Origin of the sequence: Dryocola baronae, from assembly GCF_051297175.1 — a bacterium.
Classification (GTDB): Bacteria; Pseudomonadota; Gammaproteobacteria; order Enterobacterales; family Enterobacteriaceae; genus Dryocola.
This window is the reverse complement of record NZ_JBINNY010000001.1, coordinates 3448393-3463854: the sequence shown is the minus strand read 5'-3', so window position 1 is coordinate 3463854 and position 15462 is coordinate 3448393. Positions and strand designations below refer to the sequence as shown.

The window sequence follows — 15462 nt, the reverse complement described above, 5'->3', positions numbered from 1 at the left end:
AAGAATGGTGGCTACGACGGGATTCGAACCTGTGACCCCATCATTATGAGTGATGTGCTCTAACCAGCTGAGCTACGTAGCCTTCTTTTTTCGCGTCACCTTATCGGCGTTGCGGGGCGCATTATGCGTAGTTGACCGTACACCGTCAACAAATTTTTTCCCGAAAAGCGGCTGAAATTGTCTGTTTGACCAGCTTGCGAACAGCTTGCTGGAAATATCTACAATAATCGGTTATTTCGTGGATTTATCCGGTGAAAAACAGCGGGAAAATGAACACTATCATGTACAAACAACAACGGGCCCGCAGGCCCGTTTTAGAGTGAAAACCGCTTATTTGTAGGCGGACTGGTGAACGCCGACCGCACGCCCTGACGGATCGTTCATCGTTTTGAACGCTTCATCCCATTCAATCGCTTTAGCCGATGAACAGGCAACGGATGGACCGCCCGGAACGCATTGTGCAGCGCTCGGAAGTGGGAACAATTCTTCGAAGATCTCACGGTAGAGATAGGCTTCTTTTGAACCCGGCGTGTTGTATGGGAAACGGTAGCTTGCCGTTTCCAGTTGTTGGTCAGTAACCTGACCCGCCGCCACTTCTTTCAGCGTATCAATCCAGCTGTAGCCAACGCCGTCGGAGAACTGTTCTTTCTGACGCCATGCCACGCTCGCCGGCAGGTAGGATTCAAAGCATTCGCGCAGGATATGCTTTTCCATTTTGCCGTTGCCGCACATTTTGTCTTTCGGGTTGATGCGCATCGCCACGTCGAGGAATTTCTTGTCGAGGAACGGAACGCGAGCCTCAACGCCCCAGGCAGACATCGCTTTGTTGGCGCGCGCGCAGTCAAACATATGCAGCGCCTGAAGCTTACGCACGGTTTCCTCATGCAGCTCTTTATCGTTTGGCGCTTTATGGAAGTAGAGGTAGCCGCCGAACACTTCGTCAGAACCTTCGCCGGATAGCACCATTTTAATACCCATCGCCTTGATCTTACGCGACATCAGGTACATAGGCGTTGACGCGCGGATGGTGGTCACGTCGTAGGTTTCAATATGGTAGATAACGTCGCGGATGGCGTCGAGGCCTTCCTGCACGGTGAAGTGGATCTCATGGTGTACGGTACCCAGGTGGTTTGCCACCTCCTGCGCCGCTTTCAGATCCGGCGATCCCACAAGGCCAACCGCAAAGGAGTGCAGCTGCGGCCACCAGGCTTCGCTACGCTCTTCATCCTCTACGCGGCGAGCGGCAAATTTCTTTGTGATGGCGGAGATAACCGAGGAGTCCAGGCCGCCGGAGAGCAGCACGCCATAAGGCACGTCGGACATCAGATGGCTCTTAACGGAATCTTCCAGCGCCTGACGCAGTTCGTTTTTGTCGGTAACGTTGTCTTTTACCGCATCGTAGTCAAACCAGTCACGGTGGTAGTAGCTGCGAATTTCGCCGTCCTGGCTCCACAGGTAGCTGCCCGCAGGGAATTCTTTAATGGTGCGGCAAACCGGGACCAGCGCCTTCATCTCAGAGGCGATGAACATGTTGCCGTGTTCGTCGTAGCCCATATAAAGAGGGATGATGCCGATATGGTCACGGCCAATCAGGTACGCGTCTTTTTCGCTGTCATACAGTACGAAGGCGAACATGCCCTGCAGGTCGTCGAGGAACTCTGGCCCTTTTTCCTGATACAGCGCGAGAATGACTTCGCAGTCGGAGCCGGTCTGGAATTCGTAGCGGTCGCCGTATTCAGCGCGTAAAGCCTGATGATTGTAGATCTCACCGTTAACGGCTAGCGCATGCGTTTTTTGTTTGTTGTAGAGCGGCTGCGCGCCGGCGTTAACGTCAACAATAGACAGGCGCTCGTGGACGAGGATCGCTTTGTCACTCGCGTAAACGCCCGACCAATCCGGACCGCGGTGGCGCATCAGGCGGGATAACTCCAGCGCCTTCTTACGCATTTCGACTGCGTCGGTTTTAAGATCCAGAACACCAAAAATAGAACACATAGAGCTTTCTCCGTAACACTTACCTGAGCGGTTTATCGTGATGCCGCGCTGCCTATTGATTTTTTAGCGGCGTTGCTGCGTTGCTTACTAAAGAAAATGCGCAATCGGTGAAGTTAATGCAAGCGCTTTAGCATTCATGACGCAAATACCGCAACAGTGATTATGGATTACTGAAAATAGGTCAGGAGATGAGCAGAAAAATTAGCGGATCGGCAATAATTCGTGATTTTTTTTAAATGGGTATGGTGGATAAGCAGGCGTGCTATCCACCCTTTGTTCGATCAGATAATGTCGATTTCGGCCACGGACGGGTAGATGAACGACGGGCGGAACGGCATTGCGTCGATATCGTTAAGCGTGGACACGCCGGAAAGCACGAGGATCGTTTCCAGACCGGCCTGGAAGCCCGCCAGAATATCGGTGCGCAGGTTGTCGCCAACAATCACCGTGTGTTCGGAATGTGCCTGCATTTTGTTGAGCGCCGCGCGGATGATCCACGGGCTTGGCTTGCCGACGTAAAACGGTTTGCGGCCGGAGATTTTTTCGATACCCGCACATAGCGCGCCGCAGGCCGGATAGTAGCCGCGACCGTGGGTATCCGGGTTGGTGGCGATAAACCGTGCGCCGTTAGCCACGAAGTAAGCGGCTTTGTGCATCATTTCCCAGTTGTAGGAACGCGTTTCGCCAACGATAACGAAGTCAGGATTGATGTCAGTGATGGTGAAACCGGCTTTATACAGCTCATGAATCAGCGCGCCCTCGCCAACGACGTAGGCTTTTTTGCCTTCCTGGCGACGCAGAAAATCGGCCGTTGCCATCGCGGAGGTGTAAAACACGCTGTCCGGCACGTCTACCCCGGCGGAGGCAAAGCGGTTTGCCAAATCCTGCCCAGTTTGCGAAGGGTAGTTGGTCAGCAGGACCAGCGGTAAACCTTTTTCAAGGATGCGGGCCAGGAATTCGTTGGCACCCGGCACGGCGACGTTGTCGTGCATCAGCACGCCGTCGATATCACAAATTACATTCTGGATAGTCATTGACTGCTCAAGCTCATATTTTTAGAAGGCGTAACTATAGCGTAAATCGAATGCAGGCCGCGTTAACTTTCCAGCAGACGCTGGAGCAACATGCCGTTTAGCATCGAACGTTTGACGAGGGCAAATGCGCCAATGGCGGAGCGGTCGTCCAGGCGCGAGCGCACAACGGGCAGGTTTTTGCGGAAGGCTTGTAAGACCTGAGTATTAATACAACTTTCGATGGCCGGGAGCAGGATTTTTTCTGCTTCAATGATTTCCCCGGCGATAACGACCTTTTGCGGATTAAACAGGTTAATCGCAATAGAAATGGCTTTACCGAGGTGGCGGCCCACGTGCTCTATCACCTCGCAGGCCAGCGCATCACCCTTATTGGCGGCTTTGCAAATTGCCACGATGCCGCAGTCATCAACCGTCAGGCGACTGTTATAGCCCTGTTCAAGCAGATGGCGCACGCGGCCTTCGATGGCGGCGTTAGCGGCAATGGTTTCCAGGCAGCCAAAATTACCGCAGTGGCAGCGCTCGCCCAGCGGATCAACCTGGATGTGGCCAATTTCGCCAACGTTACCGTTGCGGCCGATAAAAATTCTGCCGTTGGAAAGAATACCCGCTCCGGTGCCGCGGTGGACGCGCACCAAAATAGAGTCTTCACAGTCGTGGGTTGCACCAAAGTAGTGCTCGGCAAGCGCCAGGCTGCGGATATCATGACCAACAAAACAGGGGAGGTTAAAGCGTTTTTCAAGGCTTTCAACCAGCGACCAGTTGTTCACCTGAATGTGGGGCATGTAGCGAATCACGCCGCTTTCCGGATCGACAAGTCCAGGAAGGATTACCGAGATGGCAATCAGCTCGCGAATTTTGCGCTGCGTCTGCTCGATGAAGCCCGCGAGCGCGTTGAGCAGGGCATGCTCAAGGGTTTCTTGGGTGCGTTCAGGAAGAGGGTAATGCTCTTCCGCAAGCGGCTTGGCGCTAAGATCGAACAGCGTGATGGTGGCGTCATGGCGGCCAAGACGTACGCCAATCGCCTGAAAATTGCGTGTTTCGGTAATGATGGATATCGCGCGGCGGCCCCCGGTGGAGGCCTGCTGATCGACTTCTTTAATCAGGCCGCGCTCAATAAGCTGGCGAGTAATTTTGGTGACGCTGGCAGGCGCAAGCTGGCTCAGTTCGGCAATCTGAATGCGCGAGATTGGACCCTGCTGGTCAATCAGGCGGTAGACCGCCGCGCCGTTCAGCTGTTTTACCAGATCGACATTACCTATTTGAGCCTGTCCGCCAGTCGTCATGCCTTATTTACTCAGTTACGACCTCGTTACCATTAACGATAGTCTTGATGATTTTATAATCGCGGGTAAAGGCAGTCAGGTTGGCAACTTTGCCAGCCTCAAGGGTACCCAACTGCTTTTCAACGCCCATTGCGCGGGCCGGGTAGAGAGTCGCCATGCGCAGAACTTCATCCAGCGCGATGTTGGCGTGCTCGACCAGGTTACGAACCCCTTCAATCATCGTCAGGGCAGAACCGCTCAGCGTACCATTCTCATCTACACACAAACCGTCGCGGTAGTATATTGTTTTACCAGCAAAAATGAACTGTTCAATGTTGGCACCCGCCGGTGCGGTTGCGTCGGTGACCAGGCAAAGCTTATCGCCTTTCACGCGTTTCGCGGTGCGGATATTCGCATAGTCCACGTGCAGGCCATCGGCAATGATACCGCAGTAAACGTCAGGTTCATCGAAGATTGCACCAGCAAGCCCCGGTTCGCGGCCGGTAATGTAAGGCATAGCGTTGAAGAGGTGCGTTGCGAAGGTGATACCGGCGCGGAAGCCGATCTTCGCTTCTTTAGCCGTCGCGTTGGAGTGACCCGCAGAGACAATAATCCCTGCGGCGACAAGTTTTTTGATTACTTCTGGCTCAACCATTTCCGGGGCCAAAGTAACTTTAGTAATAACGTCTGCATTCTCGCAGAGGAAATCGACCAGCTTCGCGTCTGGTTTACGCACGAAGTTCGGGTTATGCGTCCCCTTTTTCACCATGTTCAGCCATGGGCCCTCAAGGTGCAGGCCGAGCGCCTGATGGCTGTTTTTAGCCAAATATTCGCGCATGACCTTCACGCCCTGCATCATCAGCTCGTCGCTTGCGGTGATCAGGGTTGGCAGATAGCTGGTGCAGCCCGAGCGCTCGTTGGCTTTCTGCATGATTTCCAGCGTTTCAACCGTAACGGCTTCGACGGTGTCGTTAAACTGTACGCCGCCGCAGCCGTTTAGCTGCACATCAATAAAACCGGGGGCGATGACTGCACCACCCATGTCGCGGGTTTCGATCCCCGCAGGGAGTTCTGAACGCGGACAAATGCGTTCGATCAGGCCGTCAGCGATAACAATCGCGTGGTCATCCAGAATGTCATGGCCGGTATAAATCCGACCGTGGGTTAATGCAAACATAGTTACCCCCGGTTAAAAAGTAGTGCTTAAAGACCTTTAATATTTTCTGCTTCCAGCTCGTTGAAGTACTTCAACGTTTTCACTTTCAGCTCCATGGTGGACGGCTCGTCGCACACGACAACCGCTTTCGGGTGCAGCTGCAGGCAGCTGATGGTCCACATGTGGTTAACGTTGCCTTCAACAGCCGCTTGCAGAGCCTGCGCCTTCACGTGGCCCAGCACCAGAATCATCACTTCTTCTGCGTCAAGCAGGGTGCCTACGCCTACGGTCAGCGCGTATTTTGGAACCTGATTCACGTCGCCGTCAAAGAAGCGGGAGTTTGCCACGCGGGTGTCATGCGTCAGGGTTTTAATACGGGTACGGGAAGCCAGCGAAGAGGCGGGTTCGTTGAACGCGATGTGGCCGTCGTTGCCTACGCCGCCCATAAAGAGGTGGATTTTGCCGTAGGAGCGAATTTTTTCTTCGTAAGCGCGGCATTCTGCATCAACATCTTCAGCGTTGCCGTTCAGCAGGTTGATGTTTTCTGCCGGGATATCAACGTGGTCGAAGAAGTTTTTATGCATGAAGGTGTGGTAGCTTTCCGGGTGATCCTTTGGCAGGCCGACGTATTCGTCCATGTTAAAGGTCACAACGTTTTTGAAGCTAACCTGGCCCGCTTTGTGCATCTCGATCAGCGCTTTATAAGCTTCGAGCGGTGTGCTGCCGGTTGGCAAACCAAGTACAAACGGACGATCGGCGGTTGGTTTAAACGCGTTAATGCGGTTAACAATATGGCGAGCTGCCCATTTGCCGACCTGAGCCGGGGTAGCCAGGGGAATCAGTCTCATCATTCACCTCTTAGGAGTTAATAGAAAACGGGTTTAGTCAGATTGATACTCACCCCCTAAGGGTAAACCAGTTTTATACTGGCGAATGTGGGATCAGTCTGTCTCGATTTTTTGAATGATAAAATAAGTTTTCGGTGATAGCCAGTCAGTAGGGGGGGTTATAGCGATATTTGGTGACTGTAGTCACAAAAAAGGCGCGTTTAATTTGCGATACGAATTAATTTTTTTCACACTTCGTCAGATGATGTGAGATGTCGGCATCAATCAACTGAAGTCTATTAAATAAAAACAGCGGTCATGATGAACCTTTAACGGTGATTCAAGGGGGAAGAGAGTGAATATTCTAGGTTTTTTCCAAAGATTAGGTAGGGCGTTACAGCTACCGATTGCAGTACTGCCGGTGGCAGCGCTGATGCTGCGCTTCGGGCAGCCTGATCTGTTAAATATGCCGTTCATCGCGCAGGCGGGCGGTGCCATTTTCGATAACCTGGCCCTGGTATTCGCAATTGGTGTTGCTTCTACCTGGTCTAAAGATAACGCGGGCGCTGCGGCGCTGGCCGGTGCCGTTGGTTGGTTCATTATGACCAAAGCAATGGTCACCATTAACCCAACGGTAAACATGGGCGTGCTGTCCGGTATCATTACCGGCCTGGTCGGCGGTGCGGTGTATAACCGCTGGTCTGATATCAAACTGCCAGACTTCCTGAGCTTCTTTGGCGGCAAGCGTTTCGTGCCAATCGCGACGGGCTTCTTCTGTTTGATCCTTGCGGCAATCTTCGGCTATGTCTGGCCGCCGGTTCAGTCTGCAATCCATGCGGGTGGTGAATGGATCGTGTCTGCGGGTGCATTTGGTGCGGGCGTCTTCGGCTTCGTTAACCGTCTGCTGATCCCAACCGGTCTGCACCAGGTTCTGAACACCATCGCATGGTTCCAGATTGGTGAGTTCACCAACGCGGCGGGCGCGGTCTTCCACGGTGACATCAACCGCTTCTACGCGGGTGACGGCACTGCGGGGATGTTCATGTCCGGCTTCTTCCCGATCATGATGTTCGGCCTGCCTGGCGCGGCGCTGGCTATGTATCTGGCAGCACCGAAAGAACGTCGTCCAATGGTTGGCGGCATGCTGCTGTCCGTAGCGGTGACCGCGTTCCTGACCGGTGTTACCGAGCCTCTTGAATTCCTGTTCATGTTCCTGGCGCCGGTTCTGTATCTCATTCACGCCTTGCTGACCGGCCTGAGCCTGTTTATTGCAACGGCGCTAGGGATTCACGCTGGCTTCTCCTTCTCTGCAGGTGCCATCGACTACGTGTTGATGTACAACCTGCCGGCGGCGAGTAAGAACGTCTGGATGCTGGTGGTTATGGGTGTGGTTGCCTTTGCGGTTTACTTCGTCCTGTTCACCGCGGTTATCCGTATGTTCAACCTGAAAACGCCGGGCCGTGAAGACGCTTCCGACGACGTTGTGCTGGAAGAAGCGAACAGCAATACCGAAGAAGGCCTGAATGAGCTGGCACGTAAATACGTTGGCGCTGTGGGCGGCTCTGCCAACCTGAAAGTTATCGATGCATGTATTACTCGTTTACGCCTGTCCGTTGTTGATGCGGCGCTGGTTAACGATGCAGCCTGTAAGCGCCTGGGTGCTTCTGGCGTAGTTAAACTGAACAAACAAACGGTACAGGTTATCGTTGGTGCGAAAGCGGAATCCGTTGCTGGCGCAATGCAGAAAGAAATCGCTAAAGGCCCGATTGCCGCTATGGCAACAGGCGCTGCGGTAAGCGGAGCCCCTGCGGCGGTAAAACCTCAGGCTGTTGCTAACGCGGTTACCATTGCGGCGCTGGTTTCTCCGGTGACCGGTGACGTTGTGGCGCTGGAAGAAGTGCCTGATGAAGCCTTCGCCAGCAAAGCGGTCGGTGACGGCGTTGCGGTTAAGCCAACGGAAAAAACCGTTGTCTCTCCGGCTGCCGGTACCATCGTCAAAATCTTCAACACCAATCACGCGTTCTGCCTGGAAACCGAGAAAGGCGCGGAAATCGTTGTCCACATGGGCATTGATACCGTAGCGCTGGGCGGCAAAGGCTTTACTCGCCTGGTGGAAGAGGGGGCTGAAGTGGTCGCCGGTCAGCCGATTCTGGAAATGGATCTTGATTTCCTGAACGCTAACGCGCGCTCCATGATTAGCCCGGTTGTTTGCAGCAACATTGATGACTTCAGCGGCCTGGTTCTTCAGGCACAGGGTTCAGTGGTCGCGGGCCAAACGCCTCTGTATGAAATTAAAGGCAAATAATTGCTCCTGAGTTAGCATTGTGCCTTAAGCGGCTGGGGAAATTCCTCAGCCGCTTTTTTATTCCCCGCAAAAAGGCTTCCTTTCCCTTTCATCGCAGTAGCCCCATTTTATTCAACTAAAGGTTGTTTCCCGCGCCTGCTTATTAGATCATGCACCGTTAACGAAAGTTTTGTCTTGAGGAATCCGCGATGAGTGAGGCTGAAGCCCGCCCAACTAACTTTATTCGCCAGATTATCGATGAAGATCTGGCCAATGGTAAGCATGACCGTATCTGCACTCGTTTTCCGCCGGAGCCAAACGGCTATCTGCACATCGGCCATGCAAAATCTATCTGTCTGAACTTTGGTATCGCACAGGATTACCAGGGGCAGTGCAATCTGCGTTTCGATGACACCAACCCGGTAAAAGAAGACATCGAATACGTCGAGTCCATTAAGCACGACGTCGAATGGCTGGGCTTCCACTGGTCTGGCAACGTGCGCTATTCCTCTGATTACTTCGACCAGCTGTTTAACTATGCTGTTGAACTGATCGGTAAAGGCCTCGCGTATGTCGACGAGCTGACCCCAGAGCAAATCCGCGAATATCGCGGGTCGCTAACTGCTCCAGGCAAAAACAGCCCGTATCGCGATCGTAGCGTTGAGGAAAACCTCGCGCTGTTCGAGAAAATGCGTAACGGCGAATTTGCCGAAGGCACCGCCTGCCTGCGTGCAAAAATCGACATGGCATCACCTTTCATCGTGATGCGCGATCCGGTTATTTACCGTATCAAATTTGCCGACCACCACCAGACGGGCAGCAAGTGGTGCATCTACCCGATGTATGACTTCACCCACTGCATTTCCGATGCGCTGGAAGGTATTACGCACTCGCTGTGTACGCTGGAATTCCAGGATAACCGTCGCCTGTACGACTGGGTGTTAGATAACATCACCATTCCGGCTCATCCGCGTCAGTACGAGTTCTCACGCCTGAATCTCGAATACGCCATCATGTCCAAGCGCAAGCTTAACCTGCTGGTTACCGAGAAGATCGTAGAAGGCTGGGACGACCCACGTATGCCGACTATCTCCGGTCTGCGTCGCCGTGGTTACACCGCAGCGTCTATTCGTGAGTTCTGCAAGCGCATTGGCGTGACCAAGCAGGACAACACGGTGGAAATGGCTTCCCTGGAATCCTGCATTCGTGACGACCTGAATGAGAACGCACCGCGCGCGATGGCCGTGCTGGATCCGGTGAAGGTTATTATCGAAAACTATCCGCAGGGCGAGGAAGAGATGGTCACCATGCCAAATCATCCTAACAAGCCCGAAATGGGCAGCCGTCAGGTGCCGTTCAGCGGCGAGATCTACATCGACCGTGCCGACTTCCGCGAAGAAGCGAACAAGCAGTACAAGCGTCTGGTGCTGGGCAAAGAAGTTCGCCTGCGCAACGCTTACGTGATCAAAGCTGAACGCGTAGAAAAAGATGCGGAAGGCAATATCACCACGCTGCACTGCACCTACGACCCGGAAACGCTGAGTAAAGACCCGGCGGATGGCCGTAAAGTTAAGGGCGTGATTCACTGGGTAAGCGCGGCTCACGCGCTGCCGGTAGAGATTCGTCTCTACGACCGTCTGTTCAGCGTCGCAAACCCTGGCGCTGCGGAAGATTTCCTCGCGACCATCAATCCGGAATCTCTGATTATCAAACAGGGTTTTGTTGAGCCAAGCCTGCAAAATGCAGAAAAAGGCAAAGCCTACCAGTTTGAGCGCGAAGGTTATTTCTGCCTCGACAGCCGCTATGCAACCGCTACCAAACTGGTGTTCAACCGCACCGTTGGCCTGCGTGACACATGGGCAAAAATCGGCGATTAATACATTCGCCTGATAATAAGAACGCCGCCTTACGCGGCGTTTTTTTTCGCTTATTGTTCAGCTGGTTAAAAGTTTGTGAACATTTTTAAAGCGAATTAATGCCGCATTGTTGCGTTGGTAATAATCCTCCGCTATTGACCACTAAGTTGAAAGGTTCTCATTACCCAGCGTGAGAGCGCTTTCATTTGCGTGATTATGCTCAATATTTTTAATTTAATGGCATAAAACGCTGCTAAAGCAAATTGTTACAAATACTCATAGATTATGTGCACTTCGTCATAATATGGGAATTCTCTCTGATAAAGTCGTTGATAATTCGCGTCGCGAAAAATAGTCTTAAGCACAGCAGTGATGCGGGAAATATTCATGACCGCTATTGGCCGTAAGGCATTTTAATTTTTTTCGCCGTCAGGTGCTTTAACACCGGGTGATTATTTATACGTCAAAGAGGATTTCAATATGCGTACGTTTAGTGGCAAACGTAGTGCGCTGGCGCTTGCAATTGCAGGTGTCACAGCTCTGTCAGGCATTGTTGTTGTTCCACAGGCAGTGGGTGCGGGCTTCATTGATGATTCAACGCTTACCGGCGGTATTTATTACTGGCAGCGTGAGCGCGATCGTAAAGATGTAAACACTAACAAATACGAAACCAACCTTTCCCACTCAACCTGGAACGCCAACTTAGACTTCCAGTCTGGCTATGCGGCCGACATGTTCGGTTTAGATATTGCGGCATTTACCGCGATTGAAATGGCGGAGAACGGCGACAGCGGTCACCCGAACGAAATTGCATTCTCTTCAAAAAACAAAGCCTATGACGAAGATTATTCCGGGGATAAGAGTGGAATTAGTCTTTATAAAGCCGCAGCAAAATTTAAATACGGTCCAGTTTGGGCTCGCGCAGGCTACATTCAGCCGACCGGCCAGACTTTATTAGCTCCGCACTGGAGCTTTATGCCGGGTACCTATCAAGGGGCTGAAGCTGGGGCTAACTTCGATTATGGTGACGCGGGCGCATTAAGTTTCTCCTATATGTGGACTAACGAATATAAATCCCCATGGCACCTCGAAATGGATAAGTTCTATCAGAACGATAAGAACACCAAGGTTGATTACCTGCATTCCGTTGGCGCGAAGTACGACTTTAAAAATGACCTGGTGCTGGAAGCCGCATTCGGTCAGGCGCAGGGCTACATTGACCAGTACTTCACTAAAGCAAGCTACAAGTTTGATATCGCTGGCAGCCCTCTGACCACCAGCTATCAGTTCTACGGTACGCGGGACAAAGTCTCCAACGGCGGCGTGAACGATATTTACGACGGCACCGCGTGGCTGCAGGCGCTGACCCTTGGCTACAAAATCGGCCAGGTCGATCTGCGCTTAGAAGGAACTATGGTTAAGGCGGACGGCCAGCAGGGCTACTTCCTGCAGCGTATGACCCCAACCTACGCCTCCTCCAACGGTCGTCTTGACGTGTGGTGGGATAACCGCTCCGACTTCAACGCCAACGGCGAAAAAGCGGTATTCGCAGGCGCAATGTATGACCTTAGCAACTGGAACCTGGCTGGCTGGGCGGTAGGCGCATCTTACGTTTATGCCTGGGATGCGAAACCAAGCTCTACCCCAACGACCGATGGCTACTACGATGCAGACCGTCGCCTGAAAGAGTCCTCTTACAGTCTTGACGCCCTGTACACCGTGCAGGACGGCCGCGCGAAAGGTACGCTGTTCAAACTGCACTTTACTCAGTACGACAACCATTCCGATATCCCAAGCTGGGGCGGCGGTTACGGCAACATCTTCCAGGATGAGCGCGACGTCAAGTTCATCGTTATCGCACCGTTCACCATCTTCTGATTTGACGCCGGGCGCTACGTTGCCCGGTCTTCTTAAGGATATCGAGCATGAAAAAAGTAATATTGATGGCCGCGATGGCTTTAGGCTTAACGGCATGCGCGCAGCCACAAACGGCACCGGAAGACTCCCAGCTTAAGCAGGATTACAGCGCCTGCATCAACAGTGCTGAAGGAAACCCGGACAAAGTTAAGGGCTGCCAGAATATGCTCAACGAGCTGGCGAAAGACAAGAAGCATCAGGAATTTGCACAGAAAGAGACGGTGCGCACGCTGGACTACCAAAACTGCATCCAGGCAACCCAAACGGGCAACGACCAGGCCGTGAAAGCCAAGTGCGATAAAATCTGGCAGGAGATCCGCAGTAACAACAAGTAAGGTTACTTGGGGCATAAAAAAACCGGTGAGTTAATCACCGGTTTTTTTGTTTGTCTTCCCCCGAAAGGGAAGGCAGTATGCGGATTACTTTTCGCTGATTTCGTGAGCGTTTTCGTCGGTGCGGCAGTCGCCTTCGGCGCAGTGGCCGTAAAGGTACAGACTGTGGTTGGTCAGACGAATACCATGACGGGAGGCGATTTCACGCTGGCGGGCTTCAATTGAGTCATCGCTGAATTCAATAACCTTGCCGCAGTCCAGGCATATCAGGTGATCGTGATGGTGCTGCTGGGTCAGTTCAAAGACTGACTTGCCACCTTCGAAGTTATGACGGGTAACGATACCTGCGTCATCAAACTGGTTCAGTACGCGGTAAACCGTCGCCAGACCAATCTCTTCACCCATATCAATCAGACGCTTGTATAAGTCTTCCGCACTGACATGATGGTTTACCGGTTCCTGTAACACTTCAAGGATTTTTAATCGTGGAAGCGTGACTTTCAGGCCGGCTTTCTTAAGTGCAGTATTGTTGTCAGTCATGCGGAAATTGTCCTGTTGCTTAACGTTTTGCTCGAACTCATTTGAGCGTTAAGTGAATGCGTCTCATTATATACCCAACTCATGTGGGTATAGTACAGCCACGTCTAAATAGAAACTGCAAGTATGAAGCATAACACAGCTAAAAAATCGTGGCGGAGTCGCCGTTTGCTGGCAGGCTAGCAAAGGTGACCTGTGGGATATTGTACAGGGATAGACAAAAAAGTTACAAAATTGTAGCAATTATTTTCATTGATAATACCTATCAATAAGGCGCAAGTGATTTGCTTGCGCCCTAGTGCATCAGGCGCTAATGATGTCAGCCAGATTCAGCTCTTCAGCAACCTGCTTTGTCCATTTCTCAACACGCTCTGCGGTCAGTTCCGGCTGGCGGTCTTCATCGATAGCAAGGCCTACGAAGTGGTCGTCGTCTGCCAAACCTTTGGACGCTTCGAAGTGGTAGCCCGCAGTAGGCCAGTGGCCGACAATCGCCGCGCCGCGTGGTTCGATGATGTCGCGGATGGTGCCGAGCGCATCACAGAAATATTCTGCGTAATCTTCCTGATCGCCGCAGCCAAACAGCGCAACCAGTTTGCCGTTGAAATCCACTTCTTCAAGCGTAGGGAAGAAGTCATCCCAGTCGCACTGCGCTTCGCCGTAGTACCAGGTCGGGATACCGAGCAGCAGAATGTCGAAGCCTTCCAGGTCTTCTTTGCTGCTCTTCGCAATGTCGCGCACTTCAGCCACGTCTTTACCGAGCTGCTTTTGGATCATTTTTGCGATGTTTTCGGTGTTACCGGTGTCGCTGCCGAAGAAAATGCCTACGATTGCCATGAGTAAAATAACCTCTTGAAACTTAATGGTATGGTGGCTGAATGTTGCCCACAGATAGGGCAATCATAGCAGAACAGCTTACAGTGCGGAAACAGCTATCATAGCGTTGTGCACAGACTGCAACATGACGGCGCAATTCGCGCCCACTTTTCACTTAATGTTAGGGATGGAAGGCAGAAGATCAGCTGAGGTGTTGTTTTAGCTGCGCTAGCAACATCTCTTCAATCAGTTCGCTGCGGCTGATGTTTCTGGCTTCAGCAAGATGATTAAGCGCATCTACCGCTTCGTTGTTGAGTTTTAGCTCTACTCGTTTCAGGCCGCGTACTTTATCGCGTTTGAGCTGGTTGCGCTTATTGATGCGCAGCTGCTCGTCACGCGTAAGCGGATTGGTTTTTGGCCGCCCCGGGCGACGCTCGTCCGCGAACAGATCTAATGTAGTACGGTCCGTTTGTTCTTTTGCCATGATTAGAGTACTGACAGGAAATTCGGATGCTGCGAGCAGAGTGCTCAGGTCGCATTTAAGCGCGCCATCATACATCAGCATGTACGGCGCGCCAACGCGTTAGCCACTTCTTGCGGCCAGTCGGTCTGTTTTTAATCAGTTTGCCGAGGAATCATCAATAAAACGATGAATGGCGCGTAAAACGGCTTCAGGTTTCTCGGCGTGAACCCAGTGTCCTGCGCCCGCGACCACGTGAGCACGGGCCTGTGGAAACTGCTCCAATAGCGCATCCCGGTGCGTTTCATCGACATAAGGTGATGCGCCGCCGCGGATAAACAGCGCAGGGTGATCCCAGGCCGGAATAGTTTGCCAGCCGACGATCTTTTCGTATTGCTGCCACAGTACCGGCACGTTGAATTTCCACTCGCCGTCGGCAAAGGACTTTAGCAGGAACTGGATTACGCCTTCTTCCTTTATATGCTCGCGCATCAAAACGGCGGCCTGCTGGCGCGTTTTGGCACCGGCCTCGCTCACGGCGTTAATCGCGGCAAAAATCTCGTCGTGACGGCGCACCTGATAGTCAACGGGCGCGATGTCGATCATCACCAGTTTGTCGATCCGCTGCGGCGCAATGGCCGTTAACGCCATCGCCACCTTGCCGCCCATCGAATGCCCGATGATTATTGCTTTCTCAAAACCATATTCATCAAGCGTTTCCACCACGTCCTGCGCCATTGCTGAATAATTCATCTCGTCGCTGCGCGGTGACAGGCCGTGATTTCGCAGATCGATTTGCAGCAAAGTGTGATCCTGACCGAGATCGCGGGCGAGTACGCCAAGGTTATCAAGGCTGCCAAACAGGCCGTGAATGAGGACGATAGGGGGTTTGCTAGTCGATTGTTGAGCAGTTTGCAGGCGAGCGTTTAATTTCATGGCAAAGTTCTTTTTTTTGATTCGTACGGTTAGGGTATCATGAACATATTCCT

The 15462-nt window shown here is 52.5% G+C and carries 13 protein-coding genes and 1 tRNA gene; 4 read left to right on the top strand and 10 right to left on the bottom strand.

Translation table 11 applies throughout. The annotated features are described in order from the left end of the window. Positions 1 to 5: 5 nt before the first annotated feature. The 6 genes from ACSPHG_RS16510 to nagB form a co-directional block, all read right to left on the bottom strand. Positions 6 to 82 (bottom strand) — tRNA-Met (locus tag ACSPHG_RS16510). Positions 83 to 330: 248 nt separating this feature from the next. After that, entirely contained in the window at positions 331 to 1995 is a 1665-nt protein-coding gene (gene asnB / locus ACSPHG_RS16505) for an asparagine synthase B (RefSeq protein WP_435954581.1), read from the bottom strand. 281 nt (positions 1996 to 2276) lie between these two features. Beyond that, entirely contained in the window at positions 2277 to 3029 is a 753-nt protein-coding gene (locus ACSPHG_RS16500; RefSeq protein WP_435954580.1) for an HAD-IIA family hydrolase, read from the bottom strand. A 62-nt stretch (positions 3030 to 3091) separates the two neighbouring features. Then, the gene (nagC, locus tag ACSPHG_RS16495) at positions 3092 to 4312 is read right to left on the bottom strand and encodes a DNA-binding transcriptional regulator NagC (RefSeq protein WP_435954579.1); all 1221 of its coding nucleotides are present in this window, start codon (positions 4310 to 4312) and stop codon (positions 3092 to 3094) included. A gap of 7 nt (positions 4313 to 4319) precedes the next feature. Further along, complete coding sequence (gene nagA, locus ACSPHG_RS16490) at positions 4320 to 5468, bottom strand: N-acetylglucosamine-6-phosphate deacetylase (RefSeq protein WP_435954578.1); 1149 nt, start codon at positions 5466 to 5468, stop codon at positions 4320 to 4322. Between the two features lie 26 nt (positions 5469 to 5494). Then, on the bottom strand, positions 5495 to 6295 hold the full coding sequence (nagB, locus tag ACSPHG_RS16485; RefSeq protein WP_435954577.1) for a glucosamine-6-phosphate deaminase: 801 nt from the start codon (positions 6293 to 6295) through the stop codon (positions 5495 to 5497). A 334-nt stretch (positions 6296 to 6629) separates the two neighbouring features. Here nagB and nagE point away from each other — a divergent pair, with 334 nt between their 5' ends. The 4 genes from nagE to chiQ all read left to right on the top strand — a co-directional run bounded on the left by nagE (position 6630) and on the right by chiQ (position 12666). Continuing rightward, positions 6630 to 8579 carry a PTS N-acetyl glucosamine transporter subunit IIABC gene (gene nagE, locus ACSPHG_RS16480; protein ID WP_435954576.1) on the top strand — a complete coding sequence of 650 codons (1950 nt, stop codon included), beginning with the start codon at positions 6630 to 6632 and terminating at the stop codon, positions 8577 to 8579. Positions 8580 to 8767: 188 nt separating this feature from the next. Continuing rightward, positions 8768 to 10435: a glutamine--tRNA ligase gene (glnS, locus tag ACSPHG_RS16475; protein WP_435954575.1), complete on the top strand. Its 1668-nt coding sequence runs from the start codon at positions 8768 to 8770 to the stop codon at positions 10433 to 10435. Positions 10436 to 10894: 459 nt separating this feature from the next. Then, a complete protein-coding gene (gene chiP / locus ACSPHG_RS16470) occupies positions 10895 to 12292 on the top strand; it encodes a chitoporin ChiP (RefSeq protein ID WP_435954574.1) in 1398 nt (465 codons plus the stop codon). Between the two features lie 47 nt (positions 12293 to 12339). Further along, entirely contained in the window at positions 12340 to 12666 is a 327-nt protein-coding gene (chiQ, locus tag ACSPHG_RS16465; protein ID WP_435954573.1) for a ChiQ/YbfN family lipoprotein, read from the top strand. An 84-nt stretch (positions 12667 to 12750) separates the two neighbouring features. Here the strand turns inward: chiQ and fur are convergent, their stop codons facing one another. From fur to ybfF, 4 genes are all read right to left on the bottom strand, one after another. Then, positions 12751 to 13203, bottom strand: a complete 453-nt coding sequence (fur, locus tag ACSPHG_RS16460; RefSeq protein ID WP_435954572.1) for a ferric iron uptake transcriptional regulator — start codon at positions 13201 to 13203, stop codon at positions 12751 to 12753. Between the two features lie 300 nt (positions 13204 to 13503). Next, positions 13504 to 14034, bottom strand: a complete 531-nt coding sequence (gene fldA, locus ACSPHG_RS16455) for a flavodoxin FldA (protein ID WP_435954571.1) — start codon at positions 14032 to 14034, stop codon at positions 13504 to 13506. A 181-nt stretch (positions 14035 to 14215) separates the two neighbouring features. Beyond that, positions 14216 to 14497 carry a LexA regulated protein gene (ybfE, locus tag ACSPHG_RS16450; RefSeq protein WP_435954570.1) on the bottom strand — a complete coding sequence of 94 codons (282 nt, stop codon included), beginning with the start codon at positions 14495 to 14497 and terminating at the stop codon, positions 14216 to 14218. A 135-nt stretch (positions 14498 to 14632) separates the two neighbouring features. Next, complete coding sequence (ybfF, locus tag ACSPHG_RS16445; protein WP_435954569.1) at positions 14633 to 15409, bottom strand: esterase; 777 nt, start codon at positions 15407 to 15409, stop codon at positions 14633 to 14635. Positions 15410 to 15462 lie beyond the last annotated feature (53 nt).

Coding starts and splice junctions, on each gene's coding strand:
- asnB (WP_435954581.1), bottom strand. CDS start 1,995: ATGTGTTCTATTTTTGGTGTTCTGGATCTTAAAACCGACGCAGTCGAA.
- ACSPHG_RS16500 (WP_435954580.1), bottom strand. CDS start 3,029: ATGACTATCCAGAATGTAATTTGTGATATCGACGGCGTGCTGATGCAC.
- nagC (WP_435954579.1), bottom strand. CDS start 4,312: ATGACGACTGGCGGACAGGCTCAAATAGGTAATGTCGATCTGGTAAAA.
- nagA (WP_435954578.1), bottom strand. CDS start 5,468: ATGTTTGCATTAACCCACGGTCGGATTTATACCGGCCATGACATTCTG.
- nagB (WP_435954577.1), bottom strand. CDS start 6,295: ATGAGACTGATTCCCCTGGCTACCCCGGCTCAGGTCGGCAAATGGGCA.
- glnS (WP_435954575.1), top strand. CDS start 8,768: ATGAGTGAGGCTGAAGCCCGCCCAACTAACTTTATTCGCCAGATTATC.
- chiP (WP_435954574.1), top strand. CDS start 10,895: ATGCGTACGTTTAGTGGCAAACGTAGTGCGCTGGCGCTTGCAATTGCA.
- chiQ (WP_435954573.1), top strand. CDS start 12,340: ATGAAAAAAGTAATATTGATGGCCGCGATGGCTTTAGGCTTAACGGCA.
- fur (WP_435954572.1), bottom strand. CDS start 13,203: ATGACTGACAACAATACTGCACTTAAGAAAGCCGGCCTGAAAGTCACG.
- fldA (WP_435954571.1), bottom strand. CDS start 14,034: ATGGCAATCGTAGGCATTTTCTTCGGCAGCGACACCGGTAACACCGAA.
- ybfE (WP_435954570.1), bottom strand. CDS start 14,497: ATGGCAAAAGAACAAACGGACCGTACTACATTAGATCTGTTCGCGGAC.
- ybfF (WP_435954569.1), bottom strand. CDS start 15,409: ATGAAATTAAACGCTCGCCTGCAAACTGCTCAACAATCGACTAGCAAA.